The organism is Streptomyces sp. CA-278952, assembly GCF_028747205.1.
Lineage (GTDB): Bacteria > Actinomycetota > Actinomycetes > Streptomycetales > Streptomycetaceae > Streptomyces.
On sequence record NZ_CP112880.1, the window covers coordinates 168,914 to 187,065 of the forward strand.

Annotated in this window: 13 protein-coding genes; 8 read left to right on the forward strand and 5 right to left on the reverse strand. The window is 72.0% G+C overall.

The window, feature by feature from the left end:
* Window positions 1–116: 116 nt before the first annotated feature.
* The 7 genes from N7925_RS00685 (at window position 117) to N7925_RS00715 (ending at window position 9,495) form a co-directional block, all read left to right on the forward strand.
* A complete protein-coding gene (locus N7925_RS00685; protein ID WP_274342684.1) occupies window positions 117–620 on the forward strand; it encodes a hypothetical protein in 504 nt (167 codons plus the stop codon).
* A complete protein-coding gene (locus tag N7925_RS00690) occupies window positions 620–2,023 on the forward strand; it encodes a hypothetical protein (protein WP_274342685.1) in 1,404 nt (467 codons plus the stop codon). Before N7925_RS00685 ends, N7925_RS00690 begins: the two co-directional genes overlap by 1 nt.
* Complete coding sequence (locus N7925_RS00695; protein WP_274342686.1) at window positions 2,020–3,396, forward strand: VWA domain-containing protein; 1,377 nt, start codon at window positions 2,020–2,022, stop codon at window positions 3,394–3,396. Before N7925_RS00690 ends, N7925_RS00695 begins: the two co-directional genes overlap by 4 nt.
* A 120-nt stretch (window positions 3,397–3,516) precedes the next feature.
* Entirely contained in the window at window positions 3,517–4,647 is a 1,131-nt protein-coding gene (locus N7925_RS00700; protein WP_265597526.1) for an ATP-binding protein, read from the forward strand.
* Window positions 4,644–7,502, forward strand: a complete 2,859-nt coding sequence (locus N7925_RS00705; RefSeq protein WP_274342687.1) for a hypothetical protein — start codon at window positions 4,644–4,646, stop codon at window positions 7,500–7,502. The genes N7925_RS00700 and N7925_RS00705 overlap by 4 nt, the downstream gene beginning before the upstream one ends.
* 185 nt (window positions 7,503–7,687) lie before the next feature.
* The gene (locus N7925_RS00710; protein ID WP_265597528.1) at window positions 7,688–8,575 is read left to right on the forward strand and encodes an SIS domain-containing protein; all 888 of its coding nucleotides are present in this window, start codon (window positions 7,688–7,690) and stop codon (window positions 8,573–8,575) included.
* A 50-nt stretch (window positions 8,576–8,625) separates the two neighbouring features.
* Window positions 8,626–9,495, forward strand: coding sequence for a class II fructose-bisphosphate aldolase (locus tag N7925_RS00715; protein ID WP_265597529.1), 870 nt, complete (start codon window positions 8,626–8,628; stop codon window positions 9,493–9,495).
* Window positions 9,496–9,580: 85 nt separating this feature from the next.
* On the opposite strand, the gene N7925_RS00720 is transcribed toward N7925_RS00715, so the two are convergent.
* From N7925_RS00720 to N7925_RS00740, 5 genes are all read right to left on the reverse strand, one after another.
* Window positions 9,581–10,618 carry a hydroxyacid dehydrogenase gene (locus N7925_RS00720; protein ID WP_274342688.1) on the reverse strand — a complete coding sequence of 346 codons (1,038 nt, stop codon included), beginning with the start codon at window positions 10,616–10,618 and terminating at the stop codon, window positions 9,581–9,583.
* A complete protein-coding gene (locus N7925_RS00725; RefSeq protein ID WP_265597531.1) occupies window positions 10,615–11,544 on the reverse strand; it encodes a carbohydrate ABC transporter permease in 930 nt (309 codons plus the stop codon). The genes N7925_RS00720 and N7925_RS00725 overlap by 4 nt, the downstream gene beginning before the upstream one ends.
* Window positions 11,541–12,551 carry a carbohydrate ABC transporter permease gene (locus tag N7925_RS00730; protein ID WP_265597532.1) on the reverse strand — a complete coding sequence of 337 codons (1,011 nt, stop codon included), beginning with the start codon at window positions 12,549–12,551 and terminating at the stop codon, window positions 11,541–11,543. Before N7925_RS00730 ends, N7925_RS00725 begins: the two co-directional genes overlap by 4 nt.
* Before the next feature lie 82 nt (window positions 12,552–12,633).
* Window positions 12,634–13,941, reverse strand: coding sequence for an ABC transporter substrate-binding protein (locus tag N7925_RS00735; protein ID WP_265597533.1), 1,308 nt, complete (start codon window positions 13,939–13,941; stop codon window positions 12,634–12,636).
* 224 nt (window positions 13,942–14,165) lie between these two features.
* Window positions 14,166–15,302, reverse strand: coding sequence for a substrate-binding domain-containing protein (locus tag N7925_RS00740; protein ID WP_274342689.1), 1,137 nt, complete (start codon window positions 15,300–15,302; stop codon window positions 14,166–14,168).
* 386 nt (window positions 15,303–15,688) lie between these two features.
* Here N7925_RS00740 and N7925_RS00745 point away from each other — a divergent pair, with 386 nt between their 5' ends.
* On the forward strand, window positions 15,689–18,100 hold the full coding sequence (locus N7925_RS00745) for a polysaccharide lyase 8 family protein (RefSeq protein ID WP_274342690.1): 2,412 nt from the start codon (window positions 15,689–15,691) through the stop codon (window positions 18,098–18,100).
* Window positions 18,101–18,152 lie beyond the last annotated feature (52 nt).

Sequence of the window (18,152 nt, forward strand, 5' to 3'; positions counted from 1 at the left end):
CGGACGCGGGGGCGTCGCGGGCCGTCGGACGCGTTGTCAGTGGTCGGGATTAAGTTCGTTCATGTCCCGCCGCGACGGTGTGGACGTCCCCTTTCGTATGCATGGGAGTTGGCGCGTTGTCGGTCTGGGAGAAGTCGAGTACGGCGCGGGTGATGCCGCCCGCGCGTCCGCGGAAGCTGGCCAAGGTGCCCTTCGTCGAACTGGCCGACGGGCGGTTGCAGGGAGTCGTCTCCAGCGGATCGGACATCGGTCGGGTGTACGTGTCGTCCGTGGCGGCCCGGACGTACGCGTTCGCCTGCAGCACCAACAACAACCGGCCCTGCGGCGGCGCGCGCGGCATGTTCTGCAAGCACATCCAGGCGCTCGTCGGCGAGGCGGTGCTCCAGTACGGTGCGGAGCGCGTCGCCCGCTACCTCGCGGTGGAGACCCCGGACGGGGAGCCCGACGCGCGGTCCCTCACCGCCGCCATGACCGCGGCGCGGCCGGTGCAGGGCGACTCCTCGGCGGCCGCGCAGGTGTTCAGCCGGTTCCTGCGGCAGCTGACCTATCTCGAACTGGACGCGGTCACCACGCCGTTGCCCGAGATGCAGTGGTTCCCGCCGACGCGGGCGGTGGCCTGATGCGCGGCGACCTGTTGTCCGATCCGGTCGAGGGGCTCGACGAGGCGCTCGCCGTCGTGGACGCCTTCGACGAGGCGCTGGTGGCCGGTCTGCTGCGGCCGGGCCCCGCCCAGGCCGCGGCGGTTGCCGGGCTCGCCGACGCCGTCGCCGGGACCCCGCTGGCCGCGCGGGTCGCGGAGGCGGCCGGCCGGGCAACGGCCGGCGCCGCCGGTGAGGATCACTTCGTGGCGCTCGCCGCCGCCCGCTGCGCGCTGCTCGGCTCCGTGCACGACGCCCTGACGCAGCGGATCGGCGAGGCCGTCGGCCGGCCCACCGCCGAGGACGAGGCGGAGGGGTCCGGGCCGGCGTCCGCCGTGGCTGCCCCGGGGACGAACCTCCTCGCGGCGGCCCGTAGTTGGCTGTGCGACCTCGCGCGCGGCGGCTGGCGGGGCATCGACCACGAGCTGGTCGCCGGGGCCGCGCCGGTGGTCTCCGCGATGCTGCCCGATCCGGGCCTGCGTCGTCGGGCGACGCTGCTCGACGGGTTCGCCGCCGAGCTCGCGGCGTCCTGCCCTGGGGCGACCCTGGAGCGCGTACCGGTGCGCCGCTGGGCCGACCTGTGGTCACGCGCCCTGCTGTTGACGGTGCCCGGCTCCGCCGGGGATCGCACCGTCACGCCGGTGACCGGTCGCCTGTTGCCGCTCGGCGTCGATGTGCAGGAGCACGCGACGGCCGTACAGGCCCAGGTCCACGCCGTGTTCGAGCCGGCGGACGGAGGCGCGCCCCGTCTGGTGCGCGCCGGTGTTTCGGCGCCCAAGCCCGACACGGTCGTCGGGGCGGGTCTGTGGCAGCTGCTGCGTCCCCGCATGTCCTTGCTCGGCGCCGTGAGCGAGGGCCGCTCGATGGAGCTGGACGCCATGCCGGTGACCGCCGAGGGGGATCTGCTCTGGGACGACGGGCGCGCCCGCCCGGGTGAGCCCGCCGACGCCTTCGCCACCGCGCGCGTGATGCTGTCCACCGCCATCGCCACTCGCGTCGCACCGCTGGACCGGCATCCTGTCCGGATCGCCGTGCCGGTGCTGCTGGAGGGGTACACCGCCCGGAGCGAGGAGGACCGGCTCGTGTTCGATCTGGCGGGACGGCTTCTGGCCGTGGACACCGACCGGGCGCCCGCCGCCGGTCCGCTGACACACGAGGCGGTCGCGGCCTCCCACTCCTGCGTGGGGCTGCTGCGCTGGGATGCCGGGGAGTTCCTGCTCCAGCCGCTCGCGGTCGAGGCGACCGTGCGGAAGAAGGCCGTCGCCGCCCACGCCGGGGCGTGGGCGGGCGGTACCACCGACAAGGCCGGTGTCCGGGCGGAGAAGGCCGCCACCGACGCCGTCGCCGTGCTGCGCGAGCGCGCCGGAAGGCTGTTGCGGAAATGACCGAGGACCTCACCGGGCAGCCGCCCGGCCCGTCCCCCGCCGGTCCCGACCCGTACGACAACCGCCGCCAGGTGCTGTACTGGCGGCTCCTGGCCCGCCTTTTCGACGGGGAGGAGCAGCCCGCGCTGGAGTCGGCGAGCCTGGGGGTGGTCGAGGACATCGGGCTGCCGTCCGCGCTGCTGGACCCCGGGACGTCGCTCGACTCCGTCGTGCAGCGCCATCCGGAGCTGGCCGCCGAATTCGACGGCCTGATGACACCGGACGACGACGCGGCCGGCGACGGCGACCGGGCGGCGGAGGTACGGCGTGCCGCACTGGTTTCGAAGGTGCTGCTCAATGTCTTCGCGACCGGTTCGAGCACGGTGACCGCCGAGCAGCTGGCACGCTGGCAGTCCGACGCGGGCTGGCTGGAGCGTGCGCTGGGCGGCCCGCCCGGCGGGCTTCGCGGCGGGCGGGCGGCGGGCGCGGGCCTGGACGCCGGCGGCCTCGGGCCCGAGCTGGCGGCGATCGAGGCGGATCTCGTGGGCCGTATGCGGCTGCGGGAGGTGCTGGCCGACCCGGCGCTGGCCGCGCGGCTGACGCCCAGCATGTCGCTGATCGAGCAGCTGCTGCGCGACAAGGGCAATCTGTCGGGGGTGGCCCTCGCCAACGCCAAGTCGCTCATCCGCCGTTACGTCGACGAGGTGGCCGAGGTGCTGCGTACGCAGGTGGAGAAGGCATCCGTCGGCGAGCTGGACCGTTCGGTGCCGCCCAAGCGCGTCTTCCGCAATCTCGACCTGGACCGCACGATCTGGAAGAACCTCACCAACTGGAGCCCGGAGGAGGAGCGGCTCTACGTCGATCGCCTCTACTACCGGCACACCGTCCGCAGGACGACGCCGCAGCGGCTGATCGTCGTGGTGGACCAGTCCGGCTCCATGGTCGACTCGATGGTGAACTGCACCGTCCTCGCCTCCATCTTCGCCGGGCTGCCAAAGGTGGACGTCCACCTCATCGCCTACGACACCCGCTCGATCGACCTCACGCCGTGGGTGCACGACCCGTTCGACGTACTGCTGCGCACGAATCTCGGCGGTGGTAATGACGGCCCCGTCGCGATGGCGATGGCCCGCCCGAAGATAGCCGAGCCGAAGAACACCGTCATGGTCTGGATCTCGGACTTCTACGAGTTCGACCGCTCCCAGCCGCTGTTCGAAGGCATCGAGGCCGTTCACCGTTCCGGGGTGAAGTTCATCCCCGTCGGCTCGGTGACCAGCTCCGGACGGCAGGAGGTCAATCCCTGGTTCCGGGAGCGGTTCAAGGCCCTGGGCACGCCCGTGGTCTCCGGGCATGTGAACAAGCTCGTGCACGAGCTGAAGACGTTCCTGACATGAGGCTGAGGCCCAGCGGGGCGGGGCAGCCCTTCCGCCCGCCGCACGCCTCTTCTCCTCACCCCTTTCCTCCTCACCCCTTTTCTCCTTCCCGCTTTCCCGCCTGTTCAGAAAGGCCTTCTGATGTCCGACGTGTTGCGCGCCCCCGCCGAGACCAAGTACGCGGAGGAGCTCGACTGGCTGGAGTCGATCGACGACGGTCCCAAGCCGTTCTCCTGGCGGCTGTCCCCGAAGATGGTCCGGCTGTTCATCCTGGGGTCCGAGCGCGCCGACGGCCTGGACCGGGAGATCTCACCGAAGTGGTTCGGCGACCGGAGCTTCGTCGAGCGCTCGATCGTCACTCTCGCCTCGGACCGCGGCCTGCTGCTGATAGGTGACCCCGGCACCGGCAAGAGCTGGCTGGCGGAGCTGCTGTCCGCCGCGATCTCCCGCAACTCCACGTTGGTGGTGCAGGGTACGGCCGGCACGACCGAGGACCACATCAAGTACTCGTGGAACGTGTCCATGGTCATCGCCAAGGGGCAGTCACGTGAGTCGATGATCCCGTCGCCGATCATGACCGCGATGGAGACGGGCGCCATCGGCCGCTTCGAGGAACTGACCCGTTCCACCAGCGACGTACAGGACGCGCTGATCTCGATTCTCTCGGAGAAGTACATCTCCGTTCCCGAGCTGCAGAGCGACGGAGGGGACGCGGGCGACAACATCGTCTTCGCCAAGCCGGGCTTCTCGATCATCGCGACCGCCAACAGCCGCGACCGGGGCGTCAACGATCTGTCGTCCGCGTTGAAGCGCCGCTTCAACTTCGTCCGCGTTCCGGTCGTGACGAACAGGAAGAGCGAGGCGGAGATCGTCCGCTTCCGCACGGAGGAGCTGCTGCGCCGCCACGCGATCGACCTGGACGTGCCGCCGACGCTGCTCGACATCCTTCTCCAGAGCTTCGCCGATCTGCGGGCCTCGGCCGCCGCCGCGGGCAGCGACGACGAGAAACTGGAGTCCGCGCTGTCGACGGCGGAGCAGATCGGCGTGCTGGAGGACGCCGTCCTGCACAGCAATTTCTTCGGCGAGAGCACGCTGACCGCCCGGACCCTCGCCTCCTCGCTGGTCGGCTCGCTCGCCCGGCGGGACCCCGAGGACCTGGCCATCTTCAACAAGTATCTGCACGGCGTCGTCGAACCGCGCAGCAAGGAGGAGGGCGGCTCGTGGCCCGAGTTCCTGGACGGCGGCCGTGACACGATCGCCACGCTGTCATGAGCGGGTCCCCCACGAACGGCCCCGCAGAGAACGGCCCCGGGGAGACGTCGTTCGCGGCGTTGCGCGGGCAGTTGCACGAGGCCGCCACCGCCTTCGCGGACGGCCCCGACGCGCTGGAGGGCATCCTCCTCGGCATGGTCGACGACGTCGACCGGGCGGTGCGCGAACCCCTGGAGATCTTCCCGGTCTGCCACCACTCGCCCGCCTCCGCCCTCGCCATGGCCCGTCGGCTGCGCGAGAAGCAGCCCAAGGTCGTCTATCTGGAGCTGTGCGAGGACATGGCGCCGCTCCTCGACGAGCTGCGCAACTGCCGCCTGCCGGTGGCGGTCCAGGCGTTCGCCAGCGATATCGACGGGTTCCCCGCCGAGTGGGCCCCGCTGTCGGTCGTCGCCCCGATCACCGAGGCCTCCGCCGAGTACCAGGCCATCGCGTACGCCCTCGACACCCCGGGCGTCGAGCTGGTCCTCGTCGACCGGTCCTCCGACCACGTCTTCCAGTGGGACAGCCGGCACGGCGAGCGCGCCCCCGAGGGGGTGGCCGCTCCTGTGGACGGGTCTCCGGAGCCCGAAGCGGCGCTGCACGGTGAGGCGGTCGGCGTGGAGATCGGTGACCTACGGCCCCGCTTCGCGGAGCTGGAGGAGCATCTGCTGCGCCACGGCAAGGTGCGGCACTGGTCGGAGTGGTGGCACCAGTACGTCGAGATCCCGCTCGGCGACAGCGACCACGCCGCCTACCGCCAGGTCATGTTCCTCGTCGGCAGCCTGTTCCGGCGACTCGCCCCCGGCGACGGGGAACGGCTCCGGGTGGACGAGGACCGCGAGCGGTACATGTGGACCCGGATGCGCGAGCACCTGGCGTCCAGCGGGGTGGACCCGGAAGACTGCCTGTATGTGTGCGGCGCCTTCCACGCGGCCAGCCGGGTCGAGGAGTTCGGGGTGGCGGGCGGCGGGTCGTATCCGATCTCCCCGCGCTCCGGCACCACCTGGCAGCACGGGCTGATCCCGTCCAGCCACGCGGCGATCGAGGCGCAGTTCGGGCTGGCCTCCGGGTCGGTGTCGATCGCCGCGACCCAGTGGGCGAAGAACCTCGCGCGCACCCGGGTGCAGCCGTACCGGCTGGCCGGCCAGGACGGGGCGAAGAAGCCCCGCACACCGAAGAAGGCCGCCCCGGCCACCCCCGCTCCCCCGCCGGAAGCAGCCGCGGACCGGCTCTCCGGGTTCCTGCGCCGGCCGCCGGTCCTCGACACCCTGGACGAGGCCGAGCTGCTCGGCTGGTCGGTGGACATCGTGCGCGCGGCACGGCGCAGCGGCTATCTGGCGTCCACCGCCGACGCCATAGCGGTGTTCGAGACGTCGATCCTGCTCGCAGGTATGCGGGATCGGGCCAAGCCCACTCCGTACGACTTCCAGGACGCGGCGATCACCTGCATCGAGAAGGACTCGGTGCCGGGCCGGCGGGACGTGCGCCGGCTCGTCGAGATCATGATGGGCGGCGACCGGATCGGGCGGGTCGGCTATGACGCGCTGCCGCCGCTGGCCCGCGATGTGCATGACCGGCTCGCACCGCTGGAGCTGAAGCTCCAGCAGCGTGGTGTGCAGCGTGCCCTGCTGGACATGGGCTCCCGCCCGGAGCTCGGGGCGTGCTCCGACGTGCTGTGGATGCTCCGCCGCCTGATGCCGCACGGCACGGCCCGGCCGATCATGGGTGAGCGGAAGCTCGGCGAGCGGTCGATCCAGGAGTCGTGGGACCTGGCGCTGGGCACCCATCAGCGGGCGCTGATCGAGCTCGGTTACGAGGGTGTGAGCATCGAGCAGGTCCTGGAGCAGCGGCTGCGCCGCGACGCGTACGGGCCGCGGGCGACCACTGCGGTCGTCCTCGCCGCCGTCGAGGACGCGACGCTGTATCTCCGCAGCCGCCGTCTCGCCGACGAGCTGGGCACCCGCGCCCTGGAGGTCCTCAGCGCCGAACGCACCGTGGACGGGGCGCCGGAGGTGCTGCGCCGGGTGCGGGGGCTGCTGGCCTACTACCGGACCGGCGAGCCGGTCCTGCCGCCGTGGGTGGAGTCGTTCGTCAAGACCGGTTACGCGCACTACTGCACCTTGCTGCCGACGGCGTTCACCGACGAGGACGTCACCGCGGGGCAGGTGGCGGCGATGCTGGGCTTCCTGTTCGGCATGGAGGGCCTGGCGCTGTCCCTGGGCTGCGACCGGGCCCAGCTGGAGCTGGCCGTCGCCCAGTCGCGTCCCACAGACCCGGAGCGGACGGCGCTCCTGTGGGCGGCGCAGGTGCAGCTCGGCGTCCTGTCCCGGGCCGAGCTGCGGGAGCGCTGCGGCGAGCTGCTGGCGAACCCGATGGTGGTGCCCGCCTACCCGCGATATCTCAGCGGCTTCGTGCACGCGCTGGTGCCGGTGCCGGGGCTTGCGGACGTGGTGGTGGAGGCCGTGTCGAACGCGTTCGGGCGGCTGCCGGACCCGGTGCTGCTGCCGTGGCTGCCGACCTTGCTCACGACGCTGCGCGCCGGAGCGGCGGACCTGGCTCCCCTGTTGATCCGTGAGGCGGGGCGGATCTTCCCGGCCCGCCTCACGGCGCTGGACGCATGGGTGCCGCCGTGGCGCGAGGCGCCGGAAGCCGGTGCGCCGGAAGCCGTCCGTGCGCAGGCGGCCGGCGGCGGGAACCGCGGCGCCGCGCTGCTCTTCACCCACCCGGGGACGCTCGACGCGGCCGCGGAGCTGCTCGGTTGCGACGGCTCGTGGGCCGCGCCCGGCGAGGGCCCGGCGGAGCCGGGCGGCGCGGTGCTGACAGCCCGTCACCCCGACACCGCGACCGCGTGGGAGTCGCTGCTCGCGGGGGCGTGAGGGCGCGCGCGACGCCGGGGAGGGCGACCTCGCCCCGGCGCCGCGTCCCTTCGGCCCCTCGGAACCCCCGGCCGCTCCATCGACCGGCATCGCACGGCGCCTCACCCACCCGTCTGCTTGATATTGCTTGAAATGCTTGCCTAATATGCAGCTTCGAGCATCGACCGCCGGGACAGGGAGCACAGATGACGCACGTGGCTCAGGAGCTGGCCAGTCAGCCCGACTGCTGGCAGGTGGCCGCCGGCATGGCGGACGGGCTCGCCCACCGGCTTCCGGCGGCCGGCGAGCGCATCGCCGTGGTCGGCTGCGGTACGTCGTACTTCATGGCCCAGGCCTACGCGGCGCTCCGGGAGGGCAGCGGCCAGGGCGAGACCGACGCCTTCGCCGCTTCGGAGTTCCCGACCGGGCGCCCGTACGACCGGGTCGTGGCGCTGAGCCGCTCCGGCACCACGACCGAAGTGCTCGGACTCCTCGGGAAGATCGGTGACACGACCCGCCGCACGGTGGTCATCGGCGACCCCGACACCCCGATGGCGGCGATGGCCGACGACACGATCGTGCTCGAGTTCGCCGACGAGAAGTCCGTCGTCCAGACCCGCTTCGCCACCTCGGCGCTGACCCTGCTCCGCGCCCATCTGGGCCTGCACACCGACGCGGTCGTCGAGGACGCCCAGGTCGCGCTCGCCGAGCCGCTGCCCAGCGGTCTGGTCGAGTGCAGCCAGTTCACCTTCCTCGGGCAGGGGTGGAGCGTGGGGCTCGCCAACGAGGCCGCGCTGAAGATGCGCGAGGCAGCGCTGGCCTGGACCGAGGCATACCCGGCGATGGAGTACCGGCACGGCCCGATCAGCATCTCCACCCGCTCCACCGCGACCTGGATGCTCGGCGAGGCCCCGTCCGGGCTGATGGACGAGGTGCACGCGACGGGCGCCCGGTGGGTGGCCGGCGGCCTCGACCCGCTGGCGGAGCTGGTCCGGGTGCAGCGTCTGGCCCTGGCCATCGCGAACGCCCGCGGTCTCGACCCGGACCGGCCGCGCCACCTCACCCGCTCGGTCATCCTCAGCAGCACGGTCTGACGGCCCCGGCCGCACCCTCCCGCCCGACGGTCCCTCACCCCGGAGTCGCCATGCCCATCGCCGCCACCGGCGATCTGATCGCCGAGGCCGCCGCACAGCACCGTGCGGTCGCCGCGTTCAACGTCATCACCCTGGAACACGCGGAAGCCATCGCCGAGGGCGCGGAGGCGGCTGGATCGCCGGTGATCCTCCAGATCAGCGAGAACGCGGTCGCCTACCACCGGGGCCGGCCGCGGCCTCTCGCGCGCGCCGCGGCGGAGGTGGCCGACCAGGCCGCCGTCCCCGTCTCCCTCCACCTCGATCATGTGCAGTCGACCGAACTGCTGCACCGGGCGGCGGACTGCGGTTTCAGTTCGGCGATGTTCGACGCCGCCCGGCTGCCGTACACGGAGAACCTGGCGGCCACCCGCGCCGCCGTCATGTGGGCGCACGAGCGGGGCCTGTGGCTGGAGGCCGAGCTGGGGCAGGTCGGCGGGAAGAACGGGGAGCCGGCGCTCGACGCCCATGCGCCCGGGGCCCGTACGGATCCCGAGGAGGCACGGTCGTTCGTCGCGGCCACCGGGGTCGACGCGCTGGCCGTGGCGGTCGGCACCTCGCACGCCATGACCTCGCGGGACGCCGTCATCGACCACGGTCTGCTGGACAGGCTGCGGGAGGCCGTGCCGGTCCCCCTGGTGCTGCACGGTTCGTCCGGGGCCTCCGACGAGGAACTGGCCCGCGCCGTGGCGGGCGGGATCCGCAAGGTCAACATCGGCACCGCGCTCAACATCGCGATGACCGGAGCGATAAGGGAGCGACTGGCCCGGGACGACCGGGGCGTGGACCCGCGCCGCTATCTGGCGGACGGCCGGGACGCGATGGCCCGAACCGTGGCCCGGATGATCGCGGTGCTGCCTTCGGGGCGGGCGTACGCCGCGTGACGCTGCGCCGGGGGCACACCCGACGGGACGCGTCTCCGGCGGGTGCTCCCGGCGGGCAGGGGCGGGATGCGGGTACGCGTACGGGTCAGGCCTGCTGGTGCAGGGTGCCCGGGTCCACCGCGTGGGCGAACGGCAGGCCGTGCGCGTAGCGTTCGAGCTCGTCGACGGCGGCGTCCGCGAGTCGGTGGAGTTCGCCGCCCTGGGACCCGGCGATGTGCGGGGTGAGAAGGACGTTCGGCAGGTCGTAGAGGGGTGAGTCGGCGGGCAGGACTTCCGGTTCCGTGTGGTCGAGCACGGCGTTCAGCCGCCCGGAGACCAGTTCCCGCACGAGCGCGTCGGTGTCCACCAGGGAGCCGCGTGCGGTGTTGACGAGGGTCGCCCCGTCCCGCATGAGGGCGAGGCGCCCGGCGTCGAACAGGTGCCGGGTCGCCGGGAGTTCGGGGGCATGGATGCTGACGACGTCGCTCTGTGCCGCCAGGGCGTCGAGGGTGGCGCGCTCCACTCCCAAGGTCCGGGCCCCGTCCTCGTCCAGGTACGGATCATGGACCAGGACGCGCAGATCGTAGGGGCGCAGCAGTTCGACGACGCGGCGTCCGATGCGGGAGGCGCCGACGATGCCCACGGTGCGGCGGTAGTTGCCGACGGCGGGGAAGCGCCTCAGGAGGTTCACCCGGGAGCGGTCCTCGCGGTAGACGCGGGCGCTCTCCAGGATCCGCTTGTTGGCGAAGAGGATCGCCGCGACCGTGTATTCGGCGACCGGGAAGGCGTTGGCCGTGGCGGCGGTGCTGACGGCGATGCCCCGGTCCCAGACGTCCTGGGTGATGTGGTGCTTGACGGAGCCGGCGGCGTGGACGACCGCGCGCAGTCGGGGCATGGCGCTCAGCGCCGCCGGGCCGAGCGGCGGGCAGCCCCAGCCGGTGAACAGGACCTCGGCCTCGTGGAGCCCGGTGCGCTGGGCGGGGTCGTCGGCGCCGAAGTCGGTGACGAGGAGGCCGGGGACGAGGTCGGCGACGCGGGTGAGCCGGTCCAGGACTTCCGGGGCCAGGATCGCCGCGCGGGTCTCGCCGCTCATCGCCAGGACGGTGCGGGGGCGGGTCCGCTGGGGCGCGGCGGAGTGGCTCACTTGACGGCTCCTGCGGTGAGGCCCGAGCGCCAGAAGCGCTGGAGGCAGAGGAAGGCGACGATCAGGGGGACGACGGCGACGAGCGAGCCGATGATGACCAGCGGGTAGAGCTCCGGCTGCTGGTAGACGTTCTGGTTCCACATGTACAGGCCCAGGTTGACCGGGTAGAGCCGGTCGTCGTTGAGCATCATGAGCGCGCCGTAGAAGTTGTTCCAGCTCGCGGTGAAGGAGAACAGGAAGATGGTCACGAAGCCGGGCGCCAGCATCGGCAGGGCGACCTTGGTGAAGGTCCGCACCTCTCCCGCCCCGTCCATCCGGGCCGCTTCCAGGACCTCGCCCGGTACGTACCCCTCGGAGAAGACGCGGGCCAGGTAGACGCCGAACGGGTTCACCAGGCTGGGGATCAGGACGGCCCAGTAGGTGTTGACGAGGCCCAGCTCGGAGGCCATCAGGTAGAGCGGGAGCTGGACGACGGTCGAGGGGATGAGGACGCCGACGAGGACGACTCCGAACCACCTCTCCCGGCCGCGGAAGGCGTACTTGTCGAAGGCGTAGCCGCACGCCACCGAGATGAGGGTGGAGAGTCCGGAGGCGACGACGGTGTACAGGAGGCTGTTGAGCAGCCAGCGGACGAAGACCCCGTCGTTGTAGTCGAGGAGGGCGTTCAGATTGGCCAGGAACTGGAAGTCGCCGAGGCTGAACGGGTTGGTGGCGAACAGGTCCCGGTAGCTCTTGGTGGAGGCGATGAGGAGCCAGGTCAGCGGCATCAGGGTGTAGACGGCGACGACGGCGAGGACCCCGTTGACCATGACGCGGGAGGTGATCCCCCGGCCCCGGCGGTCGGGCGGCGGGGCGGAACGGCGTCCGGCGCGGCGGGGCGGCGTCGGCGCGGGCGGTGCGTCGGGGGTGGCTGTCTGGGTGCTCATGAGGCCTTCCACCGGTTGCCCAGTTTGGTGACGACGAAGGACAGGAGGCCGGCGACGAGGGCGAGCAGGAGGGAGCTCGCGGCGGCCAGGCCGTAGTCGTGGCCCTTGAAGGCCGCGGTGTAGATGAACATGGTCGGCGACCAGTCCTCGCCCATGGTGTTGGCGCGCAGCTGTACGAGTTTGGGGGCGTCGAAGAGCTGGATGGCGCCGACGCACGTGAACAGCAGGGTCAGGACGACGGTGGGCCGGATCATGGGGATCTTGACCTGGAGGGCGGTACGCAGGGCTCCGGCTCCGTCGACGGTCGCCGCTTCCAGGACCTCGCGGGGAACGGCCTGGAGACCGGCGTAAAAGATGATCATGTTGTAGCCGGTCCACTGCCAGGCGGAGATGTTGACGACCGAGAAAATCGCCTCGTCCTGGCCGAAGAAGTTCCACTGGGCGCCGAGCGCGTCGAGGGCGTCGGTGATCGGGCTGAGGCCCGGGGTGTAGAGGTAGAGCCAGATCAGCGAGGCGATCAGGCCGGGTACCGCGTGCGGCAGGAAGTAGGCGATCTGGAAGAAGCGCCGGGCCCGCGCCATGGTCGAGTCGACGAGCAGGGCCAGGATGAGCGCTCCGCCGACCATCGCGGGGATGTAGAGCGCGCAGTAGAGCGCGATGTTCCCGAACGAGCGGAGGAACGCCTCGTTGCCCAGGGCTTCGGTGAAGTTGCCGAATCCGGCGAAGACGCGCTCGGTGCCGCCGAATCCCAGGCCGGAGGACTCCTCGCGGTAGAGGCTCATCCAGGCCGCGTAGAGCATCGGCAGGACCGTGACGGCGGTGAACAGTGCGAAGAACGGGATCGTGAACAGGGCGACCGCCCGGCGCTGTCCGCGTCGGGTGCCGGGGCCGCCCGGCTTTCCCGGTCCGGCGGAAACGGCCGGGCCGGCGGGACCTGCGGGCCCCGTGGGCGGCGGCGCGGCCGGGGGCGCCGGGGTCTTGGCCGGCCGGGCGAGTGGGGCTGCCACCTGATGCTCCTTCGGCTGGATGGGGTGGGCGGGGAGAGGGGGGCGGGCTGCCCGGCACGGTCTGTCCCGGGCAGCCGTGCTGCTACTTGTCGAGTTTCAGACCGCGATCGGTGACCGCTCTCTCGCCCTTCGCCTGACCGGAGCTGAGCATCTTCGTGTGGTCGCTGCCCGCGGCCATCTGCGCCGAGACGACCTGCTGCTGCACCGGGCCCCAGGTCCAGCCGGGCACGATGGTGTCGGCGGCCTCGCCGGCCATGGCGTAGACGTCCTGGCCGGCGAAGTAGGAGGTGTCGAACTCCTTCGCCGCCGCGGCGCGCATGCCCTCGTTGGCGGGCAGGGCGCTGCTGGGGGCCTCGAGGGAGCTGAGGCGGGCGGTCATGGCCGCGGGGTCGGTGGTGACCCACTTGATGAACTCGGCGGCCGCCTCGGTGTGTTCGCTGCCCTTGGGCACGATGTAGGAGGTTCCGCCGTACATACCGGTGCTCGGCTTGCCGTCCCAGGTCGGCAGGGGGGCTATGCCCCACTTGCCTTTGCTGTCGGGGTAGCTGACGGGGAAGGTCCCGGCGCTCCAGGCGGCGCCGATCACGGTGGCGACCTTGCCGGTGGAGCGCTCCTTGGCCTCGCCCTCGCCCCAGAGCGGGGTCTTCGATGCGAGGCCGTCGCCAAGGAGGTCGTCCCAGTAGGCGGCGACCTTGCGGGAGGCCGGGTCGTCGATGTTCACCTTCCAGGCGTCGCCGTTGGTGCCGTACCACCGGGCGCCGGCCTGCCAGGCGAGGCCGGAGAGCAGGGCGGGGTCGCCGCCGCCGAAGTTGGTGATGGCGACATCGGGGTCGGCCCGCTGGATCTTCTCGGCGGCCGTACGGTATTCGGCCCAGGTCGTCGGCACCTCGACGCCGTGCTTCTTGAACAGGTCCTTGCGGTAGAAGAGCTGGATGGGCGTGACGTCGAACGGGACCGCCCAGGTGGAGCCGCCCAGGTTGACCAGGGACTGGACCGCTTCGGGGAACTCCTTCTTCACCAGCTCTCCGGAGGTGGGCGTGAGGTTCACCAGGTTGCCCTCGCTGGCGTACTCGGGCAGGGCGGAGTAGTCCATGGTGGCCACGTCGGGGGCGTTGCCGCCCTTGACCGCGTTGGACAGCTTGGTGACGCCCTCGGGCCCCGCGGGCACCATGGAGAATGTGACCTTGATGCCGGTCTGCGTCTTGTTGAACGCGTCGGCCGTCTCCTCGGCGCCCAGTGCGGACGACCAGAAGGTGAGGGTGACGGGCTTGCCGTCGCCGGGACCCGAGGCGTCCGACCCCGACCCACCGCCGCAGGCGGTGACGAGCAGGGCGAGTGAGGCGGCGGACGCCGCGAGGGCGAGGCGGGACGTGCGGGCGTTACAGGGCATGGGCCGGCTCCTACGGGACCTCGAACTGCGCGGGAGATGAGGTGAACGGCACACATCATTTTGCGCAGAAGTGATCGCCGTCAAGAGCAAATGACCAATTCAATCGAATCGATCACCTACGAGTCCGAGTCCCCGCTCCGAGCCATCGTCGCCCTGACACCCGAAGAGCCGTACCCGCAGGGCCTGTTGGCCCGGGCACGGCTCCTCGCGCGGAACTTCTTCCGTCAGGGGGCGGCGGCGACCGCCCCGCAGGAGACCCGGATCCGCAGGCTGGGCAGGATGTCCAGGTGCCTGCGGGCGGCGGAGCTCCGGCCCGCCTCGCCCGCCCTCGGATCCGTCGCGCCGGGCTCCGTCACACCCAGGCGGTCCAGCAGGAGCCGGGCGGCGGCGGCCCCCACGGCGTGCTTGTCCGGGGCCACGGCGGTGAGCGGCAGATCGGCGAGGCCGGCGACCTCGTCGTCGTACGCGATCACCGCGAGGTCCTCGGGCACCCGCACGCCCCGGGCCTGGAGCCGCGGGATGAGCACGATCGCGTCCGCGTCGCTGTGCACGATCGCGGCGGTCACGTTGCCGCTCGCCACCGCCTCGCACAGGTACTCCAGGGTCCGCTCGAAACGCTTCGCCTCCGACCGCGAGGGGGCGTCGTCCAGCGGCGCGGCCGACACCCGGGTCAGCCCCAACGCCTCCACGGCGGCCCGGTATCCGACCCGGAGCCGGGGAGCGGTCGGGCTGTCCTGCACGGCGAGCGCGATCGCCCGGTGCCCGAGCCCGGCCAGATGCGCCACCGCTTCGGCGGCGCCGTGCGCATGGTCCGAGCGCACCCGGTCCAGGCCCGCCGCCGGATGGCCGAGGGGCGCCGAGCGTTCCACCAGGACGACCGGGACCTTCTGCTCCGCCGCCCACAGCCCCTCGCCCTGCTCCGGACAGCCGCGCTCCCAGCTGGGCGTCAGCAGGAGGCCGTCGGCACCGGTGGACAGCAGCCGGCGGGCCTGGGCGGCGTCCTCGTCGGGGAGATAGCGGGAGAGCCCGATCGTCAGGCGGGCGCCGGCGGCCTCGACGGTCTGCCGGGCGCCGCGCACGACGTCCGCGTAGTAGTAGTCGGTGGTCGGCACCACCATGCCCACCACCAGCCCTTCGGCGGGGGGCGCGGCGACGGGGGCGGGGCGGGACTGCCCGGTGGGCCACACCACCGCGCCGTGCAGCCGCTCCACCAGGCCCTGCGCGGCCAGCGCCTCGACGTCCCGGCGCAGGGTGACAGCGGACATGCCGAGCTCCTCGGCGAGTTCGGCGACGCGCAGGCTGCCGCGCTCGCGGACGAGCTCGAGCACCCGCTCGTGGCGCTGATCGACGTGCAGTCGCATGGATCCCCCTGGGCTCGGGTTTGACGGTGTTCCGGCGGCCGATCGGCCGCCGCCCGGGCGACGGGAACCGCTCGGACTCCTGCTCCCGCACGGCTGCCTCCCGGGTCCTGTCCGGCATGCCTCAACCATATCGATCACATGCGCTCGAAACGATCCGAGCGGGATTCCGCCCCGGTGCGACCGGCGCACGCCGGTTCTCAATCGGACCGGACTCACACACCCCGAGGAACGATCGATACGATCAATTCGGCCAAAGTCATTGAGCGAGTCGTCTGGCGGCTGCTAGAAAGTGCCCGCCCGCTCAGAACAGTCGGATCCCGGGAACAGCTCAGCGTCCTGCGCGCCGGGTTCCCCGCGGAGACACGTCACCGACCCGGAGCTCCCCCATGACTTCTGCCTGGTCCCGCCGTACCTTCCTGGCCACCTCAGCGGCGCTCTCCGCCGCCGGCGGCGGAGCGCTGATGCTCGCCACGCCCGGCGCCGCCGCCACCCCCGAGGACGATCCGTACGTAGCACTCCGCACCACCTGGAGCGCGCTGATCCTCGGCGAGGAGTTCAGCCCGACCGCCGAACCCTTCAAGAGCCGACTGGCCGAGCTCGGCGCGAAGGCCTCGCGCCTGCTGGAGACCATGGCGCCGGCGGAGGGCTCGCTCTGGCCCGACGCGGTGTTCGCCGATCCGGACCCGGACACGGACGCCGAGTCGTACGTCCTCTCGGGACGGATGGCCGACAGCTTCATCCGCCTGAACACCCTGGCCCAGGCCTACCGCCAGCACGGCACCGGCCTGACCGGGAACGCGGGGCTGCGCGATGCGGTGCTCACCGGCCTGGAGCACCTCAACACCCAGGTCTACAACGACGGCCGAGTCCGGTACGGAAACTGGTACAGCTGGCAGATCGGCGCGCCGCAGGCCCTGCTGGACGTGTGCGTGCTGATGTACGACGCCATCGCCCCGGAGCGGCTCACGCGCTACTGCGCCGCCGTCGACCACTTCGTACCGGACTCGGCGGTCGCCTCGTACACCGGGACCAGCACCGGCGCGAACCGGGTCGACCTGTGCCGGGTCCTGGCCCTGCGCGGGGTCGTCGGAGGAAGCGCGGCGAAGATCGCGCTGGCCCGGGACGCCCTCTCCCCCGTCTTCCCCCTGGTGACCAGGGGCGACGGCCTGTACGCCGACGGCTCGTTCATCCAGCACACCACCGTCCCGTACACCGGCAGCTACGGATCGGTGATGCTCGGCGGGCTCGGCCTGCTGTTCGCGCTGCTCAAGGGGACCGCCTGGGAGGTCACCGACCCTAAGCGGCAGGTGGTGTTCGACGCGGTGGAGAACGCGTGGGCCCCGTTCCTCTTCAACGGCCTCGTCATGGACGCCGTCGCCGGGCGTGCCATCAGCCGGGGCGAGGTCGACGACCACCGGCGCGGACACCCGATCCTCGCCTCCGTCGTGCTGCTGGGCCGTGGCGCGTCGGCCGCCGAGAACAGCCGGTGGCGGGGGCTCGTCAAGGGCTGGGCGCAGCGCGACTACTACAGCCCGCCGCTGAGCAACCCCTCGCTCGGGCTCACCGCGCTGGCCCGGATCAAGGACGTCCTGGACGACACCTCGCTCACTCCCGTCCCCGAGCCGGAGGGCCACCGGCTCTTTCCCGACATGGCGCGGGCCACCCACCGCCGTCCGGGCTGGGCGGCGTCACTGAGCATGGCCGACCGGCGGATCACCTATTACGAGGCCGGCAACGGCGAGAACCTGCGCGGCTGGCACACCGGGTCGGGGATGCTCTATTGGTGGGGTGACGCTTTTGCCAACGGCCAGTACAGCGACGCTTTCTGGCCCACCGTCGACCCGTACCGGCTACCCGGCACCACGGCCTCGCGCAAGGTACTCGCCGACGGGGCGGGCGGCGACTGGGGCATCTCGCTCCCCGATGTGAACTGGGTCGGCGGGGTCACGGACAAGAAGCGGGCCGCCGTGGGGCAGTACCTCAAGGGACTGTCCAGCACGCTGATGGCGAAGAAGTCGTGGTTCTTCCTCGACGACACCGTCGTGTGCCTGGGCGCGGGCATCCACGGCCGCGACGGCGCGGCCGTGGAGACGACCGTCGACAACCGCAATCTCGGGCCGACGGGCAACGCACCGTTCACCGTCGACGGCTCGGTGAAACCTCTCACGTTCCCCTGGTCGGCGACCCTGACCGGAGCCTCCTGGGCGCATCTCGCCGGTCATGGCGGCTACGTTTTCCCGGGCGGGGCCACCGTAAAGGCACTGCGGGAGGACCGGACGGGCCGCTGGCGCGACATCAACAGGGCGGGCTCCACGGATCCGGTCTCCCGGAAATACCTCACCCTCTGGTTCGACCACGGCCAGGACCCGTCGGACGCCACGTACGCGTACCAGCTCCTGCCCGGCGCGTCCGAACAGCGCACGGCGGCACGGGCAGCGGACAGCGGCTGGCTGCGGGTGCTCGCCAACACGGACGATCAGCAGGGGGTGGCGGTTGACCGGCTCGGGCTGACCGCCGTCAACTTCTGGTTCGGCGGGAGCGTCGGGCCGCTGGTGGCGGACGCCCCGTGCTCGGTGATGGTCACCGAGCACGCCGACGGAACGGCGACGGTCTGTGTGAGTGACCCCATGCGGATGCGGACGAGCCTGACGCTCACGTGGAACCGGGCCGTCGTCTCGGTCGTGTCGAAGCCGGCGACGGTGGCATCGGCGACCACGGGGGCGTCGCTGCGCCTGGTCTTCGGCGACCTCTCCGGGACGCGCGGCGCGACGCAGACGGTCAAGGTACGGCTGTCCTGAACCGCGTCGGCGCAGGGCCTCCGGAAGGCGGCCGTTCGCAGGCGTCGGCCGG

Bases quoted from the DNA above. Each gene is read 5' to 3' on its own strand.
- N7925_RS00715 (WP_265597529.1), top strand. From the start codon at position 8,626: ATGCCCATCGCCGCCACCGGCGATCTGATCGCCGAGGCCGCCGCACAG.
- N7925_RS00700 (WP_265597526.1), top strand. From the start codon at position 3,517: ATGTCCGACGTGTTGCGCGCCCCCGCCGAGACCAAGTACGCGGAGGAG.
- N7925_RS00745 (WP_274342690.1), top strand. From the start codon at position 15,689: ATGACTTCTGCCTGGTCCCGCCGTACCTTCCTGGCCACCTCAGCGGCG.
- N7925_RS00690 (WP_274342685.1), top strand. From the start codon at position 620: ATGCGCGGCGACCTGTTGTCCGATCCGGTCGAGGGGCTCGACGAGGCG.
- N7925_RS00725 (WP_265597531.1), bottom strand. From the start codon at position 11,544: ATGAGCACCCAGACAGCCACCCCCGACGCACCGCCCGCGCCGACGCCG.
- N7925_RS00705 (WP_274342687.1), top strand. From the start codon at position 4,644: ATGAGCGGGTCCCCCACGAACGGCCCCGCAGAGAACGGCCCCGGGGAG.
- N7925_RS00710 (WP_265597528.1), top strand. From the start codon at position 7,688: ATGACGCACGTGGCTCAGGAGCTGGCCAGTCAGCCCGACTGCTGGCAG.
- N7925_RS00695 (WP_274342686.1), top strand. From the start codon at position 2,020: ATGACCGAGGACCTCACCGGGCAGCCGCCCGGCCCGTCCCCCGCCGGT.
- N7925_RS00740 (WP_274342689.1), bottom strand. From the start codon at position 15,302: ATGCGACTGCACGTCGATCAGCGCCACGAGCGGGTGCTCGAGCTCGTC.
- N7925_RS00735 (WP_265597533.1), bottom strand. From the start codon at position 13,941: ATGCCCTGTAACGCCCGCACGTCCCGCCTCGCCCTCGCGGCGTCCGCC.